Below are 22997 nucleotides of genomic sequence, written 5' to 3' on the forward strand. Positions count from 1 at the left end.
TTTATTACTTTCATTTATCATTTATCTGGTACATAACAAGTGTTGTTATCCATATAGCATTTCTCTATCTTTGTTTTAGTATTACCTTTTTTATCCCTATAAAAAACCTTAACTGTTCCCTTTGCACCATTATAATCAAATTCATATGCATTAGGGTATTTGTCTCTAACCCATATCAATCCTGAACCCGCACTTGCAGGCATTGCTGAAATAAGTAAAGCAGATGTTAAACTTAGCGCCCCAACGACCTTTTTAATTTGTGACTTTGACATAAAAAAATCCCCCTCTATTTTTTTATTAACCTATTAGAATAATATATATTTAATGGGTTAATGGAATGGTAACATATTCCACCTGTGTTTTGTATTCATTAAACTTGATAAATAAATATCTAAAAATTCTAAATATGTAATTTGATATTAAATATTACAAAATATAAAATTAAATTATACATAATTATATTATAGTAAACTAGATTGTTTGAATATGATAGTATTATTGTTGATTTTCTATTTAAATGGATGGAAATAGAAGTAGAAATGTATACCGTGTGAGGGGATAATACATCGGGTTTTTGTTTGAACTTTTAAAAGAGAGTGAAAGAGCAATTAAGCGTGAGTATTCAACATATGTGCTAAGGAAGCAAGTGTATAAAAGATAGCAGAAAATCCATTTTTCGCTGTGGTAAGATCGAGCATAGGTCTAAAAAGTAAAAGTATAGTAAAGATCCTCTTGATAATAGCATCTTGTCTTTTTTAATTTATATTGAATATACATTAATCATACTATATTCTTGATTAATTCTTTAAATTTTACTGTGAGAATTTATAATTTTGTTATAAAAAAATAGGCAATCCTCTTTATAATGGATTGCCCAATCAAATGAATTAAAACAAATAACAGACAGACCAATTATACTATAAATCTTAATATAAGTATATACAAATTATAAATATTTTATTACCAACTATTAAAAGCTAGTTATTCTATTATTAAATATACATTAACACGATTTTCAGTACTGGTAAATATAATTAAGTAAAAGTTAATTAATGAATCAACCTTATACATAAGTTAATTAAAATAATGCGAAATTATAATTGTTTTGTAAGTATTATACAATTTTGTAAAAGACATTCATTGACACTTGTGTATATAAGTAACTATAATCGTTACATCAAATTGAATGCATGTTAATATAATTTCATCATGATTATAAGCATGTAAATATAAAAATATAAAATCTCAATTTGATTAATACGATAGAATGGTAGAGGTGTATATTTTTATGAAACACAAATTCATCGCAACAAGTATCCTCGCAGGAGCAATATTATCTTATTCTTCTAATATTTTAGCAGATACTCACAAATTTCCTGATGTTCCAAGGTGGGCAGAGCAATCCGTTAATTATTTAGTGGATAAACAAGTAATAAGTGGTTACCCAGACGGAAATTTTGGCTCAAATGATTCACTAGACAGAGCTTCTGCCGCAACAATTATGACAAAAGTTTTAGGTATACAAATTGACTACGATGCAAAACCATCTTTTACAGACTCACAAAACCACTGGGGAACACCTTATATTGCCGCAGCAGAAAAAGCTGGCATTATTAAAGGCGAAGGTAATGGTATCTTCAATCCATCCGGAAAAGTAACGCGCGCTGCTATGGCGGCAATGCTAGTAAATGCGTATAAACTTCAAAGTACAGCAAATGATAATGTCCAAAGTAAATTTGAGGATTTAACAGGCCATTGGGGTGAAAGATTCGCCAATATTTTAATTGATTTAAAAATTTCTGTTGGTACTGATAACGGTTGGCAACCAAATAGATTCATAACACGCGCTGAAGCTGCGCAACTTACTGCAAAAACAGATATGATGCAACTAACTCCAAAAAATGTTTTAAAGGAAAAAGAAATTATTACTGCTACCTCATATGAAGATTTGAATTTAACGGTGACTTCTAAAATTACAGCTCAAGAGATTGATAGTTTTATTGCAAAATATCATTCAGATAGTCCATTAGTTGGACATGGACAAGATTTTATCAATGCGCAAAATAAATATGGCGTGAATGGTCATTATTTAGCGGCGCATGCGATTTTAGAATCTGGATACGGTAAATCAGAAATTGCATATCAAAAACATAATCTATTCGGATTACGTGCTTATGATAGAGATCCATTTAAATATGCAAAATACTTACCAACGTACGGCGACAGTATTGCTTATAACGCTAATTATGTACGAGAAAGATATTTGGAAGAAAGTGGTATGCATTATAACGGACCAACATTAGCTGGTATGAACGTGAAATATGCATCAGATAAAGGCTGGGCAAAAAAAATTGCGGGTATTATGGAACGTATGAAACCATTCCGTGCAGAAGACTATACATATGCAAAAAAATTACCAAAGAGCCCTGAAACATTAGATGTTGAGGCATTATCTAATGAAATACCGTATAAAATGTATGCAGATGGTTCGAGCGCAAATATAGTATCATCAGCTGCTTATTACTATGTACCTTATCCATTTGATTTGAAAATTAAAAGTAGATCAGATGTAGATGTAACGCAAAATAATGTTGGTACATTAACTCCTGGAACAAACATCTTTATTTATCGTGAAGATCCAAATGGATGGGTCGAATTCTCTTTTGACGCTAATGGGGAAAAATACTGGACATTAAAAAGTAAATTAAGCATGTAATCAAAAAGCTCTACTTTACTATTCTTAATTGTTTAGCTTTTAATCTCATATAATTAAGAGACAAGTTTTTTATTTTCTTAAAATATAGTTATGTATACAAAAAGTTAGAGAATGATTTTCTCTAACTTTTAACCGATAGTATATGGAATTAAAAAGATGGTGGGGTTACTCCGAATATAACAGTGACTTTGTTTAAAGAAGTGTTTTCCCATTTATGCTTTGCATATGGTGGGATTTTAACACTATCACCTGTATTGAGAAGTAAAACCTCATCATTTAAATATAGTTTTACTTGTCCTTCCATAATAAATGCTATTTCTTCACCTTTATGTGCCACAGGTTCTATAGATGAAGCGGTTTGAGGTAACAGATTCATTAAAGCCAATTCTAGTGATCCATCTAAATTTGGAGATAATAACTCATACGAAACATTTCCACTTTCAGGGAAAGTTATTTTTTTTCTTTGATTAGCTCTTACAACTAATTCTTCTGTATTGGTATCTTCTAAGAAAAAATTAAATAAAGGAATATTTAATGCTACAGAAATTAATTTTAGTGTTTGTAATGATGGATTCGTGATTCCTTTCTCAATCTGACTTAACATGGAAGGTGTTATATCAGCTAATTCAGCTAACCGTTTACTAGTTAATCCGGCATTTTTTCTAAATGCCATAATTTTTTGACCAACATTAATATTGTTCATATGTGTAATCCCCTTTAAATAAGTAAAAAATATTAAATTATAGTTAATTTTATTTACTTATACTAAACATGTTGTTAATATATACTTAATTATAATAAAGTATGATTAAATTTCCAAGCACCTGCATAGTTGTGAGAATAATAAATAAAAGGAGAAATGATTAGGATTATTCTTCTTGTATGTTTTTAGGTATGATGACCAGATTACATGAGGGTATTTTCGTACAAGATATTGGGATTGATAATAAAAAAATGTCTGATAGACTGGCAGTTAGAATAGCATCTGGGTTTGTAGATAGAACATTAGAACCATTTTTAAACGGTGTATATACAGCTAGTAATAATTATTTGTATAAATTATTAAAAGAATTAATAGATATAGATAGAAAAGACTATATGCAAAAAACGCTTTAAAACAAAATTTGAATCAAGTTACACATATTGTATGGGGAATAGTAGAAAGTATGAGTTCACGAGAAGTAATGGAAGAATAGTATCAAACAGGTTCTCGATTAATAAAAAGAGTTTTTAATAAGGAAAGGACAACTCAAGAGTAAACATCAATGCTTTATCATAATTATTAAGGAAGTGAGAACATCATGAAATCAGCTTTAAATAATATTATGATCTCTTTGATTTTTGCATTAGGAGGGGTCATTGCACTTTTGTTTAATTTAATGGGAAATCAAGATTGGATATTAAATTGGGTGGGAGTATTACTGGCGTATCTATCTTTGGCCATTTTAATAGATCTATCAAATAAAACTGTGTATTATAAAATATTTCCTAAAATACTATACAGAACTTTGTTTATTTCCTTTAATACTGCAGTATTAGGAATAGTTGTAGGGATAACATACCAACTATTAGGAAAGTGGAATGTTACTATAATGATGTACTATTGGTTGATAATCTTATTCTTACATATAATTACTATAATAATATTAGTTGTATTAATATTTTCAAATCTTAATAATCAAAAAGATAGCTTCCTATATAAGTTTATTATACTTTTAAACATTTTCCTTACCGTAGGGCCAGTGTTATATCCATTAGTTCTAACTATTATTGGAAATGGTATGAGCAGTAGTGCAGGAAATTAATAGGGATTATCCAGATTATTGAAACTACTAGCAAAGGCAAACTGAGTTTGGTTAAATAACATATAGTGGAATAATAGGATAGAAAGAAGAATTATGGTATGAAAATGAAGCTAAAGAAAAAAAGAATTTTATGTGTATTGTTAGCTATTACATTAGTAGCAATAGGTTATTACATGTTTCAATCTATAACGAATCCTAAGCTAGTAAATGCAGAAGAGGAAAACAGTGTACAACAAGTGAGCAGTCTTCCTAAAAATGAATTTAGAAAATCAATACCTAGTCGTTTTGATGGTAAAGAAAGAAAAGTTGTATATTTAACTTTTGATGATGGACCAGGAAAATATACAGCTAACCTATTAGATATATTAAAAAGAAATAATGTGAAAGCAACATTCTTTTTAATTGGTGACAATGTGAAAAGGTTCCCAGATTTAGTGAAACGAGAACATGTAGAGAGTCATTATGTTGGCATGCATAGCATGACACATGATTATAAAAGGTTATACACCAATAAGGAATATGTTAAGGAAATGAAAGAGGATCAATCTTTAATTAAAAATGTTATTGGAAACTCACCGAAATTAACACGGCCACCATATGGATCAATGCCTGGCTTAAATGAATCAATTCGAAATCAAGTGGTCGGAAATGATTTAAAAGTATGGGATTGGACAATTGATTCTTTAGATTGGAAATACAATAAATTAGCCGTTGAAGTAGCAGCCGCAAAAATTGTGCAAAATGTATTGGCAGGTGCGACATCTTCAAAAGAAATTGTTTTAATGCATGATATTCATCCCCAATCTGTCGCGGCAGTTCCAGCAATTATAAAAGGATTAAAAGAAAAAGGTTATGAATTTGAAGCTTATAATGAGAATGATCATTTTCCAATAAACTTTTGGCATGATAATCGTATATAAAAAGATATGTATTAGTAAAAAGGAAATCAGAATGGAATAAGCAATGACTATAGGGTTTAAATATTAGCAGGAGCGTGTTTAGATAAATAGATGAAAACACGCTCTTTTTACCGGACTATATTTAAATTTAGATTTAAATATGAACTTTCTTATTTTAGAAAACTTTATACGTTTTTTAATAGATATAAACAATTAAATGTCTTTATTTATGTAAATAAAATTATTTAATCATAATATAACAATGGAGTGAAGTTAATTGTCGTTTTTTAAAAACAGTAAAATTGGTACAACATTAAATGTATTAGTAATTATAGCAAGTGTAGCTTGTATAATATTATCTATACTAGGATTTTTGGGTCTGAAAAAGGGGGAGCATGCATCTAATACGATGTATGAAGATAGTTTATTACCAATTCAGTGGATAGGAGCTATAGAGTCTAATTTTTATCTAATCAATATGAATGTAAAGGAAACTATTCTATCAAAAGATCAGGAAAGAATAAAGGAACTTTTGGTAGAAATAGATGTAGCTCGTACAGAAACTGATCAGTTAATAAAGAAGTTTGAGTCTAGAGTTAGTTCTAATAAAGAAAAAGAATTGTATACAACATTTCATGCGGTATTTAATGAATTAAGAACACAACTGAGGAAAGTACAAGATTTGGGACAATCTAATAATGAAGAAGCATATGCTTATTATCTGAAAGAAGTTGACCCTAATATGAAAAAGGCAGTGCAGGCTATTCGTGAGCTCATTCAGGTTAATAATAATAATGCAGATCAATTACAAAAAAATAATACAGCCAGTGCAACAAATACTATAATGCTGTTTGTTAGTATCTCTATTATAGCAATCGCAATCGTTATTTTTATAGGATATATCATTAAAAGTGCAATTAGACAACCAATTGTATTATTAGAAAGAGATATGGAAAAGGTATCTGCAGGTGATTTAACGATACGTACTTCTTATAAATCGGATAATGAATTAGGAAGTATTGTAAAATCTTTTAATAGTATGCTGGATAACTTACAACAATTAATTGGAGAAGTAAAAATCACAACGCAAGAGGTCATTTCTTCTACCAATGGAATGTTGCAAGATACTAAAAGAGCATCTCATATATCAAGAGAGGTAGTTCAAACTATATCCGAGGTCGATAAAAAAATAGAAGGACAAGTTACTAGTATTCAAGAAAGCTCTTCATCAATGGAAGAAATTGCGACTGGCGTTCAAACTGTAGCTGAGTCTTCAGCAACGGTTACAGAAGTGGCGGTCACAACAACAGAACAAGTCAATTCTGGTAGTGAAGTAATTAAACAATCTATCCTTCAAATGAATAGTATTCATGAGGTTGTTGAAGAAACATCCACAGTAATAGAGAGACTTGTTATGCGTACACAGCAAATTGATAAAGCTCTGGATGCAATCACTAATATTGCTGAACAAACAAACCTTCTTGCTTTAAACGCTTCAATTGAAGCCGCACGTGCTGGAGAAAATGGAAAAGGATTTGCAGTGGTAGCAGCGGAAGTAGGGAATTTAGCTGAACAGTCTAAAGCATCTGCAGATGAAATCAATCATTTAATACTAGCCATTCAACAAGATACAAAAGATACAGTTGATGCAATGCAAAAAGGTCAACAAAAAGCGTCGGAAGGAAAAGAAACAGCTAATAAAGCGGATCAAGCATTCTCATCTATTATGGTAGCTATTAATAAAATTACTAGTCAAATTCAAGAAGTATCTGCAGCGACAGAAGAAATGTCTGCCGGCACAGAAGAAGTAAACGCCTCTATGTCGAGTGTTTCTGAAACCGCAGCGCAAGTAGCTAAAGAAACAACTCAAACAGTACAGTCAATCGAATCACAGGCAGCCTCAATTGAAGAAATCTCGAATCAATCTAACAAAATAAAAGAAAAAGTAGAAGCATTATCAGAGTTAGTTTCGAAATTTATTATTGAGAAACAAGGCAAGGAGAAATAAGAGTAATAAAAAAGACCATAGTAACTTTTATAAATATGAAGTGCACCCCAATTGTTAGACACATAATTAACAATTGGGGTGCATTTTTTATGGATAAATTTTCTTCAAAAGATAAATACAAGCAGTAAAACGATAATTTCGTAAAATAGGTTATGTAATTAATATAAGAGAGCTATCTGTGAGAATTTAATATATTTTTTCATTTTAGAGGTGACACATTTTTTAGCTTGATAGCGATGTGGTGTTACCCCATGCCCATCAACTTAAGAATTCAGAATTACCCCGAAACGAAAAAAGGAGCTTTTTTGTTACATGTTAGTACAAAATTTCGTTCTGGGATACTATAGAATTTTAGCTTAATGGGCATTGGGAGAGTTACCTCTATACATTTAATTTGCCTTTTATGAAGGGAAATAAGCATTATTTTCGAATAGATAGTTAGTAAAGTTAAGTAAATGAGGGGGATTTAAAGATCGGTTAAAGAAATATCATAAAAATCACACAGCAATGAATTATGTAGTAAAGTTATACAAAGAAGGAAATATGACTGTACATCAAATTTGTGAAATTACAAATGTATCTAGAGCTTCATTATATATAAAGTTATCGGAAGGGAACAAATAATCATTCCTTATTCCATTAAATGAACGAATCAATAGAACAAGAATAAATTATTTCTTCTATTGAAATATAATCCCAAAATAAAATAATCTACTAAGTAATTCTCATTTTATAAAAAAGAGGTGTGAAGAGATGTCATTAACATCAGTTTTATTAAATGTGTTATTTGAAAAGGGGGATGCTAAAAGGGATAAAGGGTTAACTACCCCAGAAAATATCGCAAGGTTTGACAACCTTAATTACTACGGGGATAAAAGTGAAGACCATTTGCTTGACGTGTATTATCCAAAAGATACGGAAAAACCTTTGCCAGTAATTATATCGATTCATGGTGGTGGCTGGGTGTACGGGAACAAGGAAGCTTATCAATTTTATTGCATGAAGTTAGCCCAGTATGGGTTTACGGTAGTAAACTTCAACTACCGCCTTGCACCAAAATATAAATTTCCAGCGGCTCTGGAAGATGTAAATTCGGTTTTTCATTGGATGAAGAATAATTCAACAAAGTTTCATATGGACTTAAATAATTTGTTTATTGTAGGTGATTCAGCGGGGGCACAGATTGCAAGTCAGTATGCAGCAATTTTAACTAATTTAAAGTATGCAAAACTGTTTGACTTTAAAATGCCTGATATTAAAATAAAAGCAATGGGATTAAACCACGGAATGTATGATCCACTCGATAGAATAAAAAACAAACAAACGAAAAAATGGTATAGGAATCTTTTAAATGCTTTGATGAAGGACTATCTTGGAAAAGAAATTTATAAATATGAAAAGGAAATGGATTTTTAGTCAAACATTACACCATCTTTTCCTCCGTCCTTTGTGACTTGCAGTGTTAATGATGGATTGGTTGGGATTCAACCTGCTTTCCTTAGTAAATTAGAATCCGCAGGACTTCATTATATTTACAAGGAATATGGTCATAATGACAAAGCGAGCGGTCATGTATTCCACCTTGACTTAAGAAAAGACGAAGCAACAATACTCAACAACGAACAAATAGAATTTTTCCACCAATACATATGCAAATGAGTAGATATCTAGTAAGAAATTAATTAAAACAAGCTGAAAATGGGGTATCAAGTTAAAAAGTACATTCTTCCCCAAAACGAAAAAATGAACTGAATTTCTATGGATAACTAGGAAAAGATGAAATTTTCATTTTGGGGTAATTCTGAATTCTTAAGTTGATGGGCAGGGGGTCTCGTCATAAAAATGCGTATTTACAACGTTAAGAAATTGTCTATATATGCAAGATTTTATACAGACGGTGCACCAGCACCATTTTTCTGCAATATCCTAAAAAAATTTATAGTAACTGCGTTCATATGCCTTTGCATAAAAAATTGTATGGACGTATCGAACACAAAGAACCTCAAAACTCTGTACTATCAACATTTTGAGGTTTTTTGTGTTCCCAAACTTTCATTTGAGAACGTTATTGCGTATTTGTTTGTATAACTTAAAATCTTACTACATTATAGTTTACAATTGCAGAAAATCATTCTAACGCTTTATTAAAGTAGAACATCGTCGTTCTATGAGTAATCTTCTTTTAACATCGCAAAAATCTTAGTGTCACGGAATTCACCTTTTATGAATTCATTCTTTCTCAAAGTACCTTCAAACTGCATGCCAACCTTTAGCATTACTTTCTCTGAACCAACATTATCAATGTCACAACCACCCTCGATTCGATTTAAATGAATTACGTCAAAGCCGAATCGAATTAATTCATTAAGAGCTTCAGTTGCGAACCCTTGTCCCCAATACGCTTTATTTAAAACGTAGCCAATTTCTGCTTTACTATGTTTATTAGACCAACCAATAAAAGCACAATTCCCAATAACTTTCTTGCTTTCTTTATGCACGATTGCCCAATCAACAGATTGACCTTTTTCATGTCGTTCAGTAATAATTTTTATAAATTTATTTAAGGTGTCTTCCTTAGTTTTATTGACTTCCCAAGTCATAGAATGTGTTATTTCTGGGTCAGAGAAAATCTCAAATAAATCATCTACGTCATCCAATTCTATCTTTCTAAATAAAAGGTGTTCTGTTTCAAGAACAGGTATTTCCTTAAAAAATTTTTCAATCTCCATAGTAGTTCCTCTTTTGCATTTATTATTTATTATAAAGTATTTTTCCTCTTATTAAAATAACCTGTCTCATCACTTTAATTACAGGAAATGCACCCAAAGCGAGGTTCGGGAACTTTTGTGCTTGGGGTACAGCCATATCGCTATCAAGCTAACAAAACTAAATTTCCTTAAAATGCAAAAATACGCTATTCTTTCTGTAGAATCATAGGAAAGGAGGGAATTTTTGTATGTCTATTTCTGTATCCGATGAATTACAACTATTTGCTCAAGAGATTCAAAGCTGTTTATCTCCAAATATCTTACGAGATCTTGCTAGAGATGTTGGTTTTGTACAACGAACTAGTAAGTATCAAGCGAAGGATTTAGTCGCTTTATGTGTATGGGTGAACCAAAATGTAGCTATGACTTCTTTAACTCAGTTATCTAGCTGTTTAGAAGCATCAACAGCAGTACTCATCAGTCCTGAGGGACTGAATCAAAGATTTAATAAGGCGGCCGTCCAACTTTTACAACACCTACTAGCCGAACTACTAAGCAAAAAATTGGCCGCATCTATGCCGATTTCTTCTCCATACACTTCTGTTTTCAAGCGTATTCGTATTTTAGATTCAACTGCATTTCAACTCCCAGATGTATTTTCATCGGTTTATTCAGGTGCAGGAGGCTGCAGCCATACAGCTGGGATAAAAATTCAACTTGAGTATGATTTGCTAAGTGGACAGTTCCTACATATTCAGACAGGTCCAGGTAAACAACATGATCGCACTTACGGCTCTCTGTGTGCCCCAACTGTGACAGCGAATGATTTATGTATCCGAGATTTAGGTTATTTTCATTTAAAAGACCTTCAATATATACAAGATCAAGAAGCCTACTATATTTCTCGTATCAAGTCAAATACACGTATTTATCAAAAAAATCCTAACCTTGATTATTTTCAAGATGGAAGAATTAAGAAAGGTACAGAGCATATACAGATAGAGATGGAGACGGTAATGAACTCCCTTCAACCAGGACAAACATGTGAAATAGCTAATGCTTATGTAGGAATGGTTGATAAAGTGCCAGCTCGTGTAATTGTCCATCGATTAACAAAACAACAGCAACAAAAACGATTACAAGATCAAGCTGTAAGAGAAAAAAAGAAAGGAATGAAGTATTCTCCTCGTAGTAAACGACTCAGTGGTGTTAATGTATATATGACAAACACCCCTACAGATATTGTCCCGATGGGACAGGTACATGACTAGTATTCTTTGCGTTGGCAAATCGAAATTTTATTTAAAACGTGGAAGTCATTTTTTCAAATCCATCATTGTAAAAAGATAAAACCAGAACGATTGGAGTGCCATTTATATGGTCAATTGATTGCCATTCTACTCTGTTCTTCTATCATGTTTCAAATGTGCCAATTGCTCCTCATGAAGAAAAAACGAGAGCTTAGTGAGTATAAAGCCATATATATGATTAAAGACTATTTTCTTCTTCTATTCCAAACTATACAAAAAAATACCCAAGAGCTATCAAAGGTGTTACTTCGTCTGTTCAATCTCCTACAGCAAAACGGGCGGAAATCTCATCGATATGAGAAAAAAACGGTCTTTGATATATTAGGTGTCGTTTACAATTGTACCATGTCTGATAATCAAGCCGCTTAATTCAAAAAAGTGAAACCCGTTAGGGTTTATTTCGTATGCAAATCTTTCAATCACCTACACTTGCCCTTTAGAAAAAGAAACAATCTCGCCTAAAATTGACTTTGCATAAGCTTAGCTTGATAGCGATGTGGGGATACCCCTATAAAAATAGTTGAAAATGTAAATTTAGACGAATTTTGAACAAGGTTTTTCAAATATGGTATTTTGCAACTTTCTATTCCTTTTATCTAAGATTTATAAGGGAATATTCTTATTACGATATAGTTTTTGATGTAAATAAAATTAGTTATCTATTAATTATTAAAAATTATTTAGAGTTACCTTCACTACATAATAATATTAATGTTAACTATTTCAAGTATTAACTACCATAAGTTATAGAAAATGCTTAGATAATTACTCTTATATTAGAAAAGTATAAAAAATATACCAAGTCAGACTAAGTTTGAAAAATATCTAAATGTATTCCAAATCCTTCAAAAAAAGGGTACGTTTGTTATGGGAGTAATTATTATAGAAATAAAAAATATCTGAATTTTAAAATTTATTTTAAGGGAGACAAAAAAATGAGACAAAAAAGAACGATATTCACCGTTATATGTGCATGTGGGATTGGGTTTGCAGGCTATACTAATTGTATTTCAGCAGCAGCTATAGACAATGATACATTAATAAATAATGGACACAAAATCAATTCTTCTATTATAACAAACTCTTCTCAAGTATCCGCTGTCGCTAAGGAGATGAAACCTTTTCCTCAACAAGTAAATTACTCAGGAATTTTAAAACCGAATCATGTTTCACAGGAAAGTTTGAATAATGCAGTTAAAAATTATTATAACGATTGGAAGAAGAAGTATCTAAAGAATGATTTATCTTCACTTCCTGGTGGGTATTATGTTAAGGGTGAGATTACGGGAAATCCAGATGGGTTTAGACCATTAGGAACTTCAGAAGGACAAGGATATGGGATGATTATCACAGTTTTAATGGCAGGACATGATTCAAATGCTCAGACTATTTATGATGGCTTATTTAAAACAGCAAGAGCTTTTAAAAGTTCCATAAACCCAAATTTAATGGGGTGGGTTGTAGCAGATGACAAGAAAGCACAAGGGCATTTTGATTCTGCAACAGATGGAGATTTAGACATTGCTTATTCACTTCTTCTTGCTCATAAGCAATGGGGATCAAGTGGGAAAATCAATTATGTAAAAGAAGCTCAAAATATGATTACAAAAGGTATTAAGGCTAGTAATGTGACAAAAAATAATGGTTTGAATTTAGGGGATTGGGGAGACAAAAGTACATTTGATACTAGACCATCCGACTGGATGATGTCTCATTTAAGGGCATTCTACGAATTTACAGGTGATAAAACTTGGCTTAATGTTATTGATAATCTCTACAATACTTATACAAATTTCACAAATAAACATTCACCAAAGACAGGATTAATTTCTGATTTTGTTGTAAAAAATCCACCACAGCCTGCACCAAAAGATTTTTTAGATGAATCGAAATATACTGATTCATATTACTATAATGCGAGTCGTGTACCACTCCGAATTGTTATGGACTATGCAATGTATGGAGAAAAGAGAGGTAAGGTGATTTCTGATAAAGTTGCTACATGGATAAAAGGTAAAACAAAAGGTAATCCATCGAAAATTGTTGACGGCTATAAACTAGATGGAACAAATATCGGTGATTATCCAACAGCCGTATACGTTTCGCCCTTTATTGCCGCTGGTACCACTAACAGCAAAAATCAAGAATGGGTAAATAGTGGTTGGGATTGGATGAAGAATAAGAAAGAGAGTTATTTCAGTGATAGTTATAATCTTTTAACCATGTTATTTTTAACAGGGAATTGGTGGAAACCGATTCCAGATGAAAAAAAGATACAAAGTCCAATAAATTTAGAAGTACAATCTGAATTGAAGGAACAGGATTAAGATTGTATGAATACCAAATTTGAAATTTGATATTTTTTTAAAATATAGATAAGCAATTAGCAGAAACTTATATAGTAAAAAACGTAGGAATTTATAATTTCTACGTTTTTTACTTATAAGATAAACTATATGGATTAGATAAAACATGTAGGATGGAAATAAAATAATGTACTGGTTGGAAGTTGATGTAAATAAGCTTCAAAAATTTTCAATATATGATTTTACAGCTTGTAATAAAAATTCTTCTTGCCCCATACCAGATTCGGCAGCCATTTGAATTACTTTTTGTTTAAAGTCATAATCTGCATGAAAAGTTAATGGCTCAACCTTACTTTTAAAATAAATGCCTTCAACATGAGGGAGTATTGATCCTGACGTCATATGTGGCGGGACCCCGTATAGAAGAAATACGGAATATTCTACAAGCCTAAATGATTAAAAATAACACCTACAATATTTGTAGGTGTTATTTTTAGTGGCCACCGCAACTTTGACGGTAGTAGTTATCTAAAGGAGAGCAGGTTCTGTTGCAAAGTTTGAAAAAGCATAAACGGGTGGATGAATAAGGAAAAATCCTTATGCAGTGGCCATTAATTGTTGTAACGCATTGTACACTGAAAAGGCGAAATCTATTTATATATAGCCTGAATTGTTTCCATTACTTTGATGGTACGTGAGGCCTGACGAAGAGTTTGAAATCCAGCTGATTTCACAAACTGATGTTTGACATGTCGATGGTCTTGTTCAATGAGATTATTACGATGTTTAATATTTCACATACCATAATGATATATAGTTTTAAGGATAGTCTGAAATAAATTCTTATTGTTTATAAAATGGTTTAATAATAGATTGATTTAAGGGTAAAATAGAATATTAATTTTAAATTAATATATATAAATTAATAAAGGATATGGTAATACGAATAAGTTGGAAAATATGGTATATAAGGTAATTAGAATTATTTATAGCAATAATTTATAGAGACAGGGAGATGCAGTATGAAATTAACAAAAAAGCTTTTAGTAGGAGCTACACTTGCTACTACGATATTTACATCATTATCGAATGTACAAGCAGACACAACATTTAAAGATGTTCCTACAGATCACTGGCCTTATGATGCAATCATGCATCTAAAAGAGAAAAACATTGTAGCTGGTTATGGAAATGGAATGTTCGGATTAGGAGATAATATCACACGTGGGCAAGCGGCGCGACTGCTATATGTGTATCTACAGCCATTAAATCTAGCTATACCCTACGAGGATCAATTTAGAGATGTAAAAGGTACTATGTTTGAAAAAGAAATACATGCAGTTGTAAGTTCGGGTCTTATGAATGGATATGGAGATAATATGTTTGGACCAGATGATGTTCTAACTCGTGAACAATTGGCAGAAATTTTACAGAATACATTTAATTTAAAAGCAAAATCTATTACTACATTTAATGATGTTGAAAAAAATTATTGGGCTACTGAGGGGATTAGTGCTCTACAAGAGAATAAAATTGCAGTAGGTACAGGGGACAATTTATTTGAGCCAAAAAAAGTTGTAACTCGTGATCAGTATGCACAGTTTCTCTATAATGCAATTCGTAAATTAGAGAAGCCAGGAAATCCGGAAGTAATGCCGCTTGGGATACCTAAATCCATGGTGACTGATGACTTTACGTTTATTAAACCTTGGGTTGACTTCATTCCAGTATATGTTAAATCTATATCTGAAGAAGCGCAATCTCTTATTAATGAGATGAATGCAAAATATAATTTAGATATTAAGTATTCAGAGGCAGGTCCTTCAATTGATTTAGATTCAGCTAAAATGGGGGGCAGAGCATTAAGTTTAGAAGAACAAAATGATAAGGGTCCTAACTTTACTATTTTCTTCGAACATCATAAAGTTTCCATTGAATTGACGAAGAGATGGGTTACCATGATATATCCTGATTTAAATCTAGATGCAGAAATTGATAGATTGGTTAAAAATCCAAGTAACAAATATAAATTTGTTAAAAACCAACGTGAAATAACAATGGGAGAAACAAATAATAAAAATAGTATATACATTAATATTATGGAATAATTCACTTTTTTAAAGATGTAAGTGAAATAAAGTTATGACCTCTTATCCCTATGCCTATTAACTTAAAAAATTTATAGTGCCCCAAAACGAGAAAATCTTCAACTGAAGATGTCAATATTCTCATTTTGGGGTATTTGTTTTTCTTAACTTGATAGATAGCTCCTGATTTCTTACTGAAAAACCAGAATTTTAATCAAGGATATATTTATCAATAGATTGAGAGTTCTAACATGGTTAACCTATCACTTGAAAAATGAACTTATTGCCGAAAATCAGTACAAAAATTCAACCAAAGTTTAACTCTTTATTGATATTTTTAAGTGTTATTTCTAGTGGTAGCGCCATTTTTCGAAGGTATAGCTTAATTTATAAAACTTTGCAACAGATTGTATTTGTCCATAGAAAAAGTTTCTCAACTTAGGTTGGCAAAAATATATTAAATTCTAGTTGTACATAAGTTATTTATCTATTATTATTTATTTCACCGGGATTATTTTTTAGAAAAATCTAAAAATAAACACATCTGAAGGAGAGAACATCCTTAATGAATACGTATAAAATTAAAATTTTCACTATTTCATTATGTGCTTTTGCAAGTGTAATGAGCACGTCCATGTTAACCATTGCTTTTCCAGATATCATTAAAACTTTTGATATAAATTTTTCAACACTTCAAATTAGAAATATATTATTCTTTGCTTTTTTTGCAACAGGGATTCCTCTTTTCGGGAAAATATCTGATATATTTGGAGCAAAAAGGATTCTTATTATAGGTCTATTACTCTTTACGTTCTCGACCGTTTTAAGTGGAATGACTACTAATTGGTACTTGTTTTTAGGATTTCAATCATTACAAGCTATTGCAGATGCGATGATTGTACCTGCGCAGGTTTTATTAATAAGAACAAATTTTGAGGAAGATAAGATAGGTTGGGCATTTGGGTGGTTTTCTGGAGTGCTTGCAGTTGCAACATTTGTAGGGCCAGCTTTAGGAGGGCTCATAGTGCGATACTTTCAGTGGCAGGCAATCTTTGGAGTATTAAGTTGTTTTAGTACGATTGCTTTATTACTCGTATTAGGGATTATTAAAAAGGATAATTATGAAAAGAGTATAAAAAAAGTTCTAATACCTTTCAAAAGTTCAATAAGTTTACTTTTACTTGTATTAGCAATACAGATTTTATTTATTGATAACGTCGGTATTTACTTGAAACTTTTAGCGGCTGTTTTTGTTGTCATAACAATCTTGCTATTTGTATTCTTTGAAAAGGAGAGTACAAATGAAACTTCTCTAATACCTAAAAAAGCCATTCATAATCCAATTTTTATTTCTGCATTAATTAGGGTATTTTTATTATTCCTAATTGCAAATGCAATTACATTATATATACCAACATATATGAGAGAAAATCATGGAATACCTCCTGAGCAAGTCGGATGGATATTAGTAATTGATTCTGTAATTTCGATAATGCTCTCAGGGTATATGGGACGTTTAGCTGATTTAAAGGATAATCGTCTATTAATATTAATAGGTGTATTTTTCTCAATATTCGGAATGTCATTGTTAGCTATTTCGACATTTTCAAGCTCAATCTTGTTGTTTCTTTTTATGTTTTTATTCTTTGGATTGGCAGGAGTTATTACAATGCCATCCCAAAATAAAATCGCAATGTTATCAGTACCCAAAGAAGAAACAGGAGTATATATGGGGTTATTTCAAATGGTTCAATTTGGAACAGGAGCATTTGCTGCAGGTATCTTTAGTCATGTAGTTAATTTTTCCGGTACTAATGGTGGCATGTCTAATGACGGATTCTTATATTTAGTTATAGTCTGTATAGTTTTATATTTCATCGTACTATTTACCTTGTATTTTGATAAGAAATTTTTAAAAAAAGACACTAATGTGACAGAAAACGTAGAAAGTTAATGACTTTGAAAGGAGGTGATTTACATGGAAAATAAAAATGAAAAATTACTTGAAGATTTAGAAGTAATTGAAGCAAAAGAATTAGAAGTAGGTAACGCATTTCATGCTTTCCGTTTTTCAGCAGCTCCAGAAGCAAAAGAAGATGAGAAATAAAATATAATATTATAATCCATAAAAGCAGAAGTGTGCAGCTGTTTATAACAGCTGTACACTTCTACTATTTTAGGGAGATGATTTATTGGAACTTCAGGATTTGAAAATTATTTTCCCACCAGTAACTGAAGCAAGGCTTTTTCCGTATTTGAGCTTACCAATGATAACTGGTTATTTAAGAAATAAAAAATTAAAGGTAGAGCAAAAAGATTTTAATATAGAACTTTGTCATAATATTTTTTCTAAAACAAACTTATTAAAATTTATTGAAAGCTATAAAGGTAAAGAGCTACAAAATATTAAGAACATTTACAGGTTAGAATTTGCAAAATACTTGTATGAAAATCAAGAAGAACTATTTCACAACGTGTTTATCAATAAAAGATCAGATAATGAATTGAAAAATGACGTTAGATTAGTAAGACAAGGCATAGAGCTTTTATTGGAAGCTTCTTTTTTAAAAAAAGAAGTTACATCATTACCCCAAATGATTTCTGAGATAAATATGTTTATTGAAAATCAAGAAGATATTGGTAGTGTTATTCAAAAAAAAATGTTAGTTGAATTTTTAAATCAGAATCCCACCAAAATTCTTGGAATTTCAATTGCATATTACAGTCAGTTATTACCTTCACTACTGTTATGTAAATGGATTAAAGAATTAATGCCAGAAGTTTTTGTTACTCTTGGCGGACAACAAATAATGTTAAGGAAAGAACAACTTTTAAAATTAGATGACCTTAGTCAGTATGTAGATGGTTTAGGAACTGGAGCTGGTGAAGAAACACTTTACCTCCTTTCTAAACATTTGGACGGGGAAGTAGAAAAGCATGATGTACCAGATTTTATTTTTTTAAAAGATAATGTACAAAAAGAGATTTTTAAAAAGTCAGATTATCATATAAAAGACGCTTTACCTCCTGATTTTTCAGATCTTCCCTATAAAAATTATTTAGATGAAGAAGTACATATGTCCATTATTACTTGTGTAGGTTGTTATTGGGGAAGATGTGCGTTTTGTTCATATGGAAATAGATCTAGACAAGAAAAAAATTATCAACAGAAAACCCCTAAACAAATTGCATATGAATGTGAATATCTAATTAAAAATTATGGTGCAACAAGAATAAACTTTATTGATGAAAATACTAATCTACGTTTAGTACTAAACGCAATGAGAATCTTAAATGATAATGGATATCGTATATCTTTTAGTACTAGAAATCGATTGGAAGATATACTTTTAAAGAAGGAATTTTGCAAAGAACTAAAGGATCGAGGCTGCATACTGATGTCCGTAGGGTATGAAACAAATTCGCAAAGAATTTTGGACCTATTGGATAAGGGGGTTACAGCTAATAATTATCAACAAATTATAGATAATCTTCATGAATTAGGAATTCCTCTGCGTTTTTCAATAATTGGTGGATTACCCAATGAAACTGAAGAAGAAGTTATGAATTCAGAAGAGTTTTTGAAAAAAAATGCAGATAAAATAGGTATTGATGTCATGCAAATGCTTGTTGCTGAACCAACAACATATTTAGCAAAAAATCCAGAGAAATATAATATAACTATAACATCGGACGAAAATTTAAGGGGAAATAAGTTACTGAATTATGGTATGGGTAGAATGGGGGCAACATTTAACCATAGTGACGGTGATACCTTTAATGAAAGATTAAACCGATTTCTTGAAATTTATAAAAATGTTAATCCACAAAAGAATGATGAACTACCACCAGATAAAAGGAGCTCTACAGAGTCTAGAGATAATTTGAATCCAAATTCATATACATATATGTTGCAATTATATCCATGGGTGAGAGTAGTAAAAAGCGAGAGAATACTTTTAATGGATTTCTTATGGCAAAGAGTCTTCCCTCTCCCAAATGCAATATATTGTGATCAGGATTATTTATATGTAGTGGAAGAAGAACATCAAGTTTATCTTCAGCATTTTAGTGATAAAGGAGCCGGAATACTAGTTGCTGTTAATGAAGAGGAGGTAATGTTGAATGAAGCTTATAGAAAATAGTGTACGTTTTCCTAAAGTTGAGAATAAGTTAGGCCTGGGTATTGGAATGGACTTACCTTGGGGAGAAGATATTGGATTTTGTACAGCGGAAAATGGAGATGATATTACTCCCAAAATGAAAATCTTTTTTGAAAACTATAAAGATGAGTTTAATTATATGTTTTTCGCATTCCAACCTAAAAATCGAAGTATTCTTAAAGCAGAAGATTACTTTGTAGCGTATGATCGGCTATTTAATGCTGTTCCTAATTATAAAGCAAGAGCATTCCATCAAACCATATTAAATATGGGAGCTACTGAAAAATATGAAAAAAGCTCCATAATAGAATTTACCAATAAGATAATTGAAAGGTATGACATCAAATGGATTGTTGAGGATTTAGGGTTATGGTCCATTAAGGGAAAAACTGTGCCATTTCCATTACCACCATATATGACGCCAAGAGGGCTAGAAGCTTGCATTGAAAATATAAATGAATATCAGAGAAATCTACTGGTACCAGTTTGTATTGAATTTCCTGGTTTTACAGAAGGAACTAATTTCTTTATCGGTGAAATGGATGGTTTTGAGTATTTTAATACTCTAGTTCAAGAGACGAATTCCCCAGTAACTATTGATATAGGGCATATCTTGAGTTATCAATGGCTTATTGGGAATACAAATGAAAAAATGTATACAAATCTTTCTAAGCTACCGCTTGATAATTGCTTTGAATTACATTTATCAGGGTGTCAGATTATTCGTGGAAAGTTTAGGGATCTGCATCATGGAATACTATTAGATGAACAAATAGATTTACTTAAATATTTACTTCCTTTATGTCCAAATTTAAAAGCTGTGACTTATGAAGATCCTAAGTATACTAATGATGGTATTCTCATTCCAAAATCTCAAAGAAATTATCAGAGGATGAAAGAGGTGGTAAAACAATGGCAATATCAGTAGATAAATACTATTCTCTTGACGAAATATTATATAATTTACTACATGATTATGAGTATAGAAATTTATTCTTAAAAGATAAATTCAGTGAGCTAAATATTTCTGAAGAAAACCTAAAACAGATTCAAACCATTGACAAGGAAGAACTAATTGCTACTTCAAAAACCATTGTAAGAAATTTATTGAATGGGAATATAGAACATAGTGGTGGATTAAAAACAGCTTTTCCTGGAACTTTTAAAGAACTAGAACTAAATAATATTGACTTGCAACAATTGATGTATGAATTTGTAGCATCAAAAGAATTTGAAGATTATAAGGAAATCCCTTATGCCGGAGATGGTCAGTGTATTGAGGAGTCATTTTTTTGTTTTTTAAGTAATATTGAAATAATTAAAAGTAATAAAAATATAGAACTGCTTTTAAAACATGAATTCTTAAATGCGATGATATCTATCTTGGTAGTAAATGCAGAGCCAGCATTTAAAATTTTAAGTAAGGATATTAAACATAATGGTCATATTTATTATGCCTCGATTAGACTCGATAGAAATATTGCCGAAGCTTTATTGGGTAAAAAAATTCAGGTGCAACAGGACAAGATTATATGGTTATTTGCAGCAGCTAAAAATAGACTAATAAAAGGCCCTATAGAAGAAAATGTATTACAGTTAATTGAAATTGGAAGCCTACAAAAGATTAATGAAATGAAATTGACTAGTAATGAAGAATCTAACCTAGCAATGAGCATATATAAACTGGGTTTAATCAAATCATGAATACAATTACAACATTTGAAGAGCATGGTGAAGTACTTCCTTTTTGGCAAGGAACTATTAAGGAGCCAGCAACTTTGTTGTATTTTGATCGTCATTTAGATCTTAAATTAATAAGTGAAACTAAAATTCAAAAAATACATCAAAGAGTAGAAAAAAATCAATCATTAAACATTCTAAATAGGGACATACCCTGTAGAGAAGATGAACAATATGCTTATGGATTAGATGACTTTTTATATGCAGCTATTGATTTAAATATGTTTAAAAAAATTATATGGGTCTCTCCAGTAGTTGAACATAAAGGTAATGTAAATGATTTGGGCCAGGTATTTTGGAATTTACTATCTTTAATTCCACAGCATGGTACTGAAATTATTGATTCCTTTAAAAAATATTCGTTTGGTATAGAAACAAAAATAAAAAATACAACCCTCATGATTACAACTTTAAATAATCTTAAGTATATGCAACTTTATAATGAGAGTAATTTAATTACGGATATTGATTTAGATTTTTTCTATAATCCTGAGAACAAGAATTTATATTATAAGCTTGATCAGGTTTTACAGATTTTAAAAGAAAATAAAATTACAGATACCATAAAAACAATGACCTATTCAATAAAGAGTGGTTTTATGCCGGAGCCATATAGAAGATTAAGTAGTATATTTTCTCATAAATTAGATATGAAACTTATTAGTAATCCAGCTCGAAATCATTTGGTACCTATAGAAACAATGGCTGCTCTTTCTAATAGAAAACCAATAGATCAAAAATACTTAAATTATTTACAAGAAAAAGAGCTTGATATTTTAAGTGGAATCGGATGGAAATTACGCTCTTTATTATTAGTACAAATGGGACAGTTAGGCGAGGCTGAAAAATATTATTATCAAGCTAAAGAGCACGGTGATGAAGCTTTTTGGGCAGCCTATAATATTGGTATGAGTTATATGAAGCAAAAAGATTATGAGCATGCATTGAAGTGGTTTCAACAAAAAAAAGGTGTTGTTGACACGATCCAGGCACATAGTTTAATTCTTCAAATTTTATGCCATTTGCATCTAGAAAATTTCGAATATGGCTTATCTTTAGCACATAGAACTCTAGAACTATTACCCATGAGAACGGAAATATATGAACTAATAGAAATTTTTTGTAAGAAAATGAATATGAAAGAAAAAGATTATATCCACTATAAGGAAAACTATCAAAAAATTAATCAATTATTAAAAACATAGGAGGGATTAAGTTTAATAATTTTTTAATCAAACTTCAGTATCAATCTCAA

Annotated in this window: 17 protein-coding genes and 4 pseudogenes; 16 read left to right on the forward strand and 5 right to left on the reverse strand. The window is 30.9% G+C overall.

Annotated elements, in window-relative coordinates; translation table 11 throughout:
- Positions 1-17: 17 nt before the first annotated feature.
- On the reverse strand, positions 18-272 hold the full coding sequence (locus AC3WTI_RS21370; protein ID WP_048528538.1) for a hypothetical protein: 255 nt from the start codon (positions 270-272) through the stop codon (positions 18-20).
- A gap of 1016 nt (positions 273-1288) precedes the next feature.
- Here AC3WTI_RS21370 and AC3WTI_RS21375 point away from each other — a divergent pair.
- Positions 1289-2716, forward strand: a complete 1428-nt coding sequence (locus AC3WTI_RS21375; RefSeq protein WP_097841352.1) for an S-layer homology domain-containing protein — start codon at positions 1289-1291, stop codon at positions 2714-2716.
- 148 nt (positions 2717-2864) lie between these two features.
- On the opposite strand, the gene AC3WTI_RS21380 is transcribed toward AC3WTI_RS21375, so the two are convergent.
- A complete protein-coding gene (locus AC3WTI_RS21380) occupies positions 2865-3419 on the reverse strand; it encodes a helix-turn-helix domain-containing protein (protein WP_001059816.1) in 555 nt (184 codons plus the stop codon).
- A 179-nt stretch (positions 3420-3598) separates the two neighbouring features.
- Between AC3WTI_RS21380 and AC3WTI_RS21385 the strand changes: the two genes are divergently transcribed.
- The 6 genes and pseudogenes from AC3WTI_RS21385 (at position 3599) to AC3WTI_RS21410 (ending at position 8844) form a co-directional block, all read left to right on the forward strand.
- Positions 3599-3832, forward strand: coding sequence for a serine ammonia-lyase (locus tag AC3WTI_RS21385; RefSeq protein WP_253621752.1), 234 nt, complete (start codon positions 3599-3601; stop codon positions 3830-3832).
- 185 nt (positions 3833-4017) lie between these two features.
- A complete protein-coding gene (locus AC3WTI_RS21390; RefSeq protein WP_492304403.1) occupies positions 4018-4521 on the forward strand; it encodes a DUF3902 family protein in 504 nt (167 codons plus the stop codon).
- 98 nt (positions 4522-4619) lie between these two features.
- The gene (locus AC3WTI_RS21395) at positions 4620-5441 is read left to right on the forward strand and encodes a peptidoglycan-N-acetylglucosamine deacetylase (RefSeq protein ID WP_492304404.1); all 822 of its coding nucleotides are present in this window, start codon (positions 4620-4622) and stop codon (positions 5439-5441) included.
- A gap of 256 nt (positions 5442-5697) precedes the next feature.
- Positions 5698-7428: a methyl-accepting chemotaxis protein gene (locus AC3WTI_RS21400; protein WP_088314994.1), complete on the forward strand. Its 1731-nt coding sequence runs from the start codon at positions 5698-5700 to the stop codon at positions 7426-7428.
- A gap of 459 nt (positions 7429-7887) precedes the next feature.
- Positions 7888-8052 (forward strand): annotated as a pseudogene (locus AC3WTI_RS21405) (helix-turn-helix domain-containing protein); the annotation flags it as partial.
- Between the two features lie 129 nt (positions 8053-8181).
- Entirely contained in the window at positions 8182-8844 is a 663-nt protein-coding gene (locus AC3WTI_RS21410) for an alpha/beta hydrolase (RefSeq protein WP_492304405.1), read from the forward strand.
- A 749-nt stretch (positions 8845-9593) separates the two neighbouring features.
- Here the strand turns inward: AC3WTI_RS21410 and AC3WTI_RS21415 are convergent.
- On the reverse strand, positions 9594-10157 hold the full coding sequence (locus AC3WTI_RS21415) for a GNAT family N-acetyltransferase (RefSeq protein WP_097841357.1): 564 nt from the start codon (positions 10155-10157) through the stop codon (positions 9594-9596).
- A gap of 227 nt (positions 10158-10384) precedes the next feature.
- Here AC3WTI_RS21415 and AC3WTI_RS21420 point away from each other — a divergent pair.
- Together AC3WTI_RS21420 and AC3WTI_RS21425 are read left to right on the forward strand one after the other, a co-directional pair.
- Positions 10385-11815: pseudogene (locus AC3WTI_RS21420) on the forward strand (IS4 family transposase).
- A gap of 566 nt (positions 11816-12381) precedes the next feature.
- Positions 12382-13773, forward strand: a complete 1392-nt coding sequence (locus tag AC3WTI_RS21425; RefSeq protein ID WP_492304406.1) for a family 8 glycosyl hydrolase — start codon at positions 12382-12384, stop codon at positions 13771-13773.
- 198 nt (positions 13774-13971) lie between these two features.
- Here the strand turns inward: AC3WTI_RS21425 and AC3WTI_RS21430 are convergent.
- Together AC3WTI_RS21430 and AC3WTI_RS21435 are read right to left on the reverse strand one after the other, a co-directional pair.
- Positions 13972-14157 (reverse strand): annotated as a pseudogene (locus AC3WTI_RS21430) (helix-turn-helix domain-containing protein); the annotation flags it as partial.
- Between the two features lie 192 nt (positions 14158-14349).
- Positions 14350-14543, reverse strand: a pseudogene (locus tag AC3WTI_RS21435) (DDE-type integrase/transposase/recombinase); the annotation flags it as partial.
- 231 nt (positions 14544-14774) lie between these two features.
- On the opposite strand from AC3WTI_RS21435, the gene AC3WTI_RS21440 reads away from it, so the two are divergent.
- From AC3WTI_RS21440 to AC3WTI_RS21470, 7 genes are all read left to right on the forward strand, one after another.
- On the forward strand, positions 14775-15860 hold the full coding sequence (locus AC3WTI_RS21440) for an S-layer homology domain-containing protein (protein WP_097841359.1): 1086 nt from the start codon (positions 14775-14777) through the stop codon (positions 15858-15860).
- 544 nt (positions 15861-16404) lie between these two features.
- A complete protein-coding gene (locus tag AC3WTI_RS21445; protein ID WP_097841360.1) occupies positions 16405-17793 on the forward strand; it encodes an MFS transporter in 1389 nt (462 codons plus the stop codon).
- 24 nt (positions 17794-17817) lie between these two features.
- Complete coding sequence (locus AC3WTI_RS21450) at positions 17818-17946, forward strand: hypothetical protein (RefSeq protein ID WP_002157812.1); 129 nt, start codon at positions 17818-17820, stop codon at positions 17944-17946.
- A gap of 85 nt (positions 17947-18031) precedes the next feature.
- Positions 18032-19984 carry a B12-binding domain-containing radical SAM protein gene (locus AC3WTI_RS21455; RefSeq protein ID WP_097841361.1) on the forward strand — a complete coding sequence of 651 codons (1953 nt, stop codon included), beginning with the start codon at positions 18032-18034 and terminating at the stop codon, positions 19982-19984.
- Positions 19965-20930, forward strand: coding sequence for a multinuclear nonheme iron-dependent oxidase (locus tag AC3WTI_RS21460; RefSeq protein ID WP_097841362.1), 966 nt, complete (start codon positions 19965-19967; stop codon positions 20928-20930). The genes AC3WTI_RS21455 and AC3WTI_RS21460 overlap by 20 nt, the downstream gene beginning before the upstream one ends.
- Positions 20915-21706: a hypothetical protein gene (locus AC3WTI_RS21465; protein WP_097841363.1), complete on the forward strand. Its 792-nt coding sequence runs from the start codon at positions 20915-20917 to the stop codon at positions 21704-21706. The genes AC3WTI_RS21460 and AC3WTI_RS21465 overlap by 16 nt, the downstream gene beginning before the upstream one ends.
- Positions 21703-22947, forward strand: coding sequence for a hypothetical protein (locus tag AC3WTI_RS21470; RefSeq protein WP_097841364.1), 1245 nt, complete (start codon positions 21703-21705; stop codon positions 22945-22947). Before AC3WTI_RS21465 ends, AC3WTI_RS21470 begins: the two co-directional genes overlap by 4 nt.
- Positions 22948-22997 lie beyond the last annotated feature (50 nt).

This window comes from Bacillus sp. EB106-02-03-XG38, from assembly GCF_058792175.1.

Bases quoted from the DNA above. Each gene is read 5' to 3' on its own strand.
- AC3WTI_RS21370 (WP_048528538.1), bottom strand. From the start codon at position 272: ATGTCAAAGTCACAAATTAAAAAGGTCGTTGGGGCGCTAAGTTTAACA.
- AC3WTI_RS21375 (WP_097841352.1), top strand. From the start codon at position 1,289: ATGAAACACAAATTCATCGCAACAAGTATCCTCGCAGGAGCAATATTA.
- AC3WTI_RS21380 (WP_001059816.1), bottom strand. From the start codon at position 3,419: ATGAACAATATTAATGTTGGTCAAAAAATTATGGCATTTAGAAAAAAT.
- AC3WTI_RS21385 (WP_253621752.1), top strand. From the start codon at position 3,599: ATGTTTTTAGGTATGATGACCAGATTACATGAGGGTATTTTCGTACAA.
- AC3WTI_RS21390 (WP_492304403.1), top strand. From the start codon at position 4,018: ATGAAATCAGCTTTAAATAATATTATGATCTCTTTGATTTTTGCATTA.
- AC3WTI_RS21395 (WP_492304404.1), top strand. From the start codon at position 4,620: ATGAAAATGAAGCTAAAGAAAAAAAGAATTTTATGTGTATTGTTAGCT.
- AC3WTI_RS21410 (WP_492304405.1), top strand. From the start codon at position 8,182: ATGTCATTAACATCAGTTTTATTAAATGTGTTATTTGAAAAGGGGGAT.
- AC3WTI_RS21415 (WP_097841357.1), bottom strand. From the start codon at position 10,157: ATGGAGATTGAAAAATTTTTTAAGGAAATACCTGTTCTTGAAACAGAA.
- AC3WTI_RS21425 (WP_492304406.1), top strand. From the start codon at position 12,382: ATGAGACAAAAAAGAACGATATTCACCGTTATATGTGCATGTGGGATT.
- AC3WTI_RS21440 (WP_097841359.1), top strand. From the start codon at position 14,775: ATGAAATTAACAAAAAAGCTTTTAGTAGGAGCTACACTTGCTACTACG.
- AC3WTI_RS21445 (WP_097841360.1), top strand. From the start codon at position 16,405: ATGAATACGTATAAAATTAAAATTTTCACTATTTCATTATGTGCTTTT.
- AC3WTI_RS21450 (WP_002157812.1), top strand. From the start codon at position 17,818: ATGGAAAATAAAAATGAAAAATTACTTGAAGATTTAGAAGTAATTGAA.
- AC3WTI_RS21460 (WP_097841362.1), top strand. From the start codon at position 19,965: ATGAAGCTTATAGAAAATAGTGTACGTTTTCCTAAAGTTGAGAATAAG.
- AC3WTI_RS21465 (WP_097841363.1), top strand. From the start codon at position 20,915: ATGGCAATATCAGTAGATAAATACTATTCTCTTGACGAAATATTATAT.
- AC3WTI_RS21470 (WP_097841364.1), top strand. From the start codon at position 21,703: ATGAATACAATTACAACATTTGAAGAGCATGGTGAAGTACTTCCTTTT.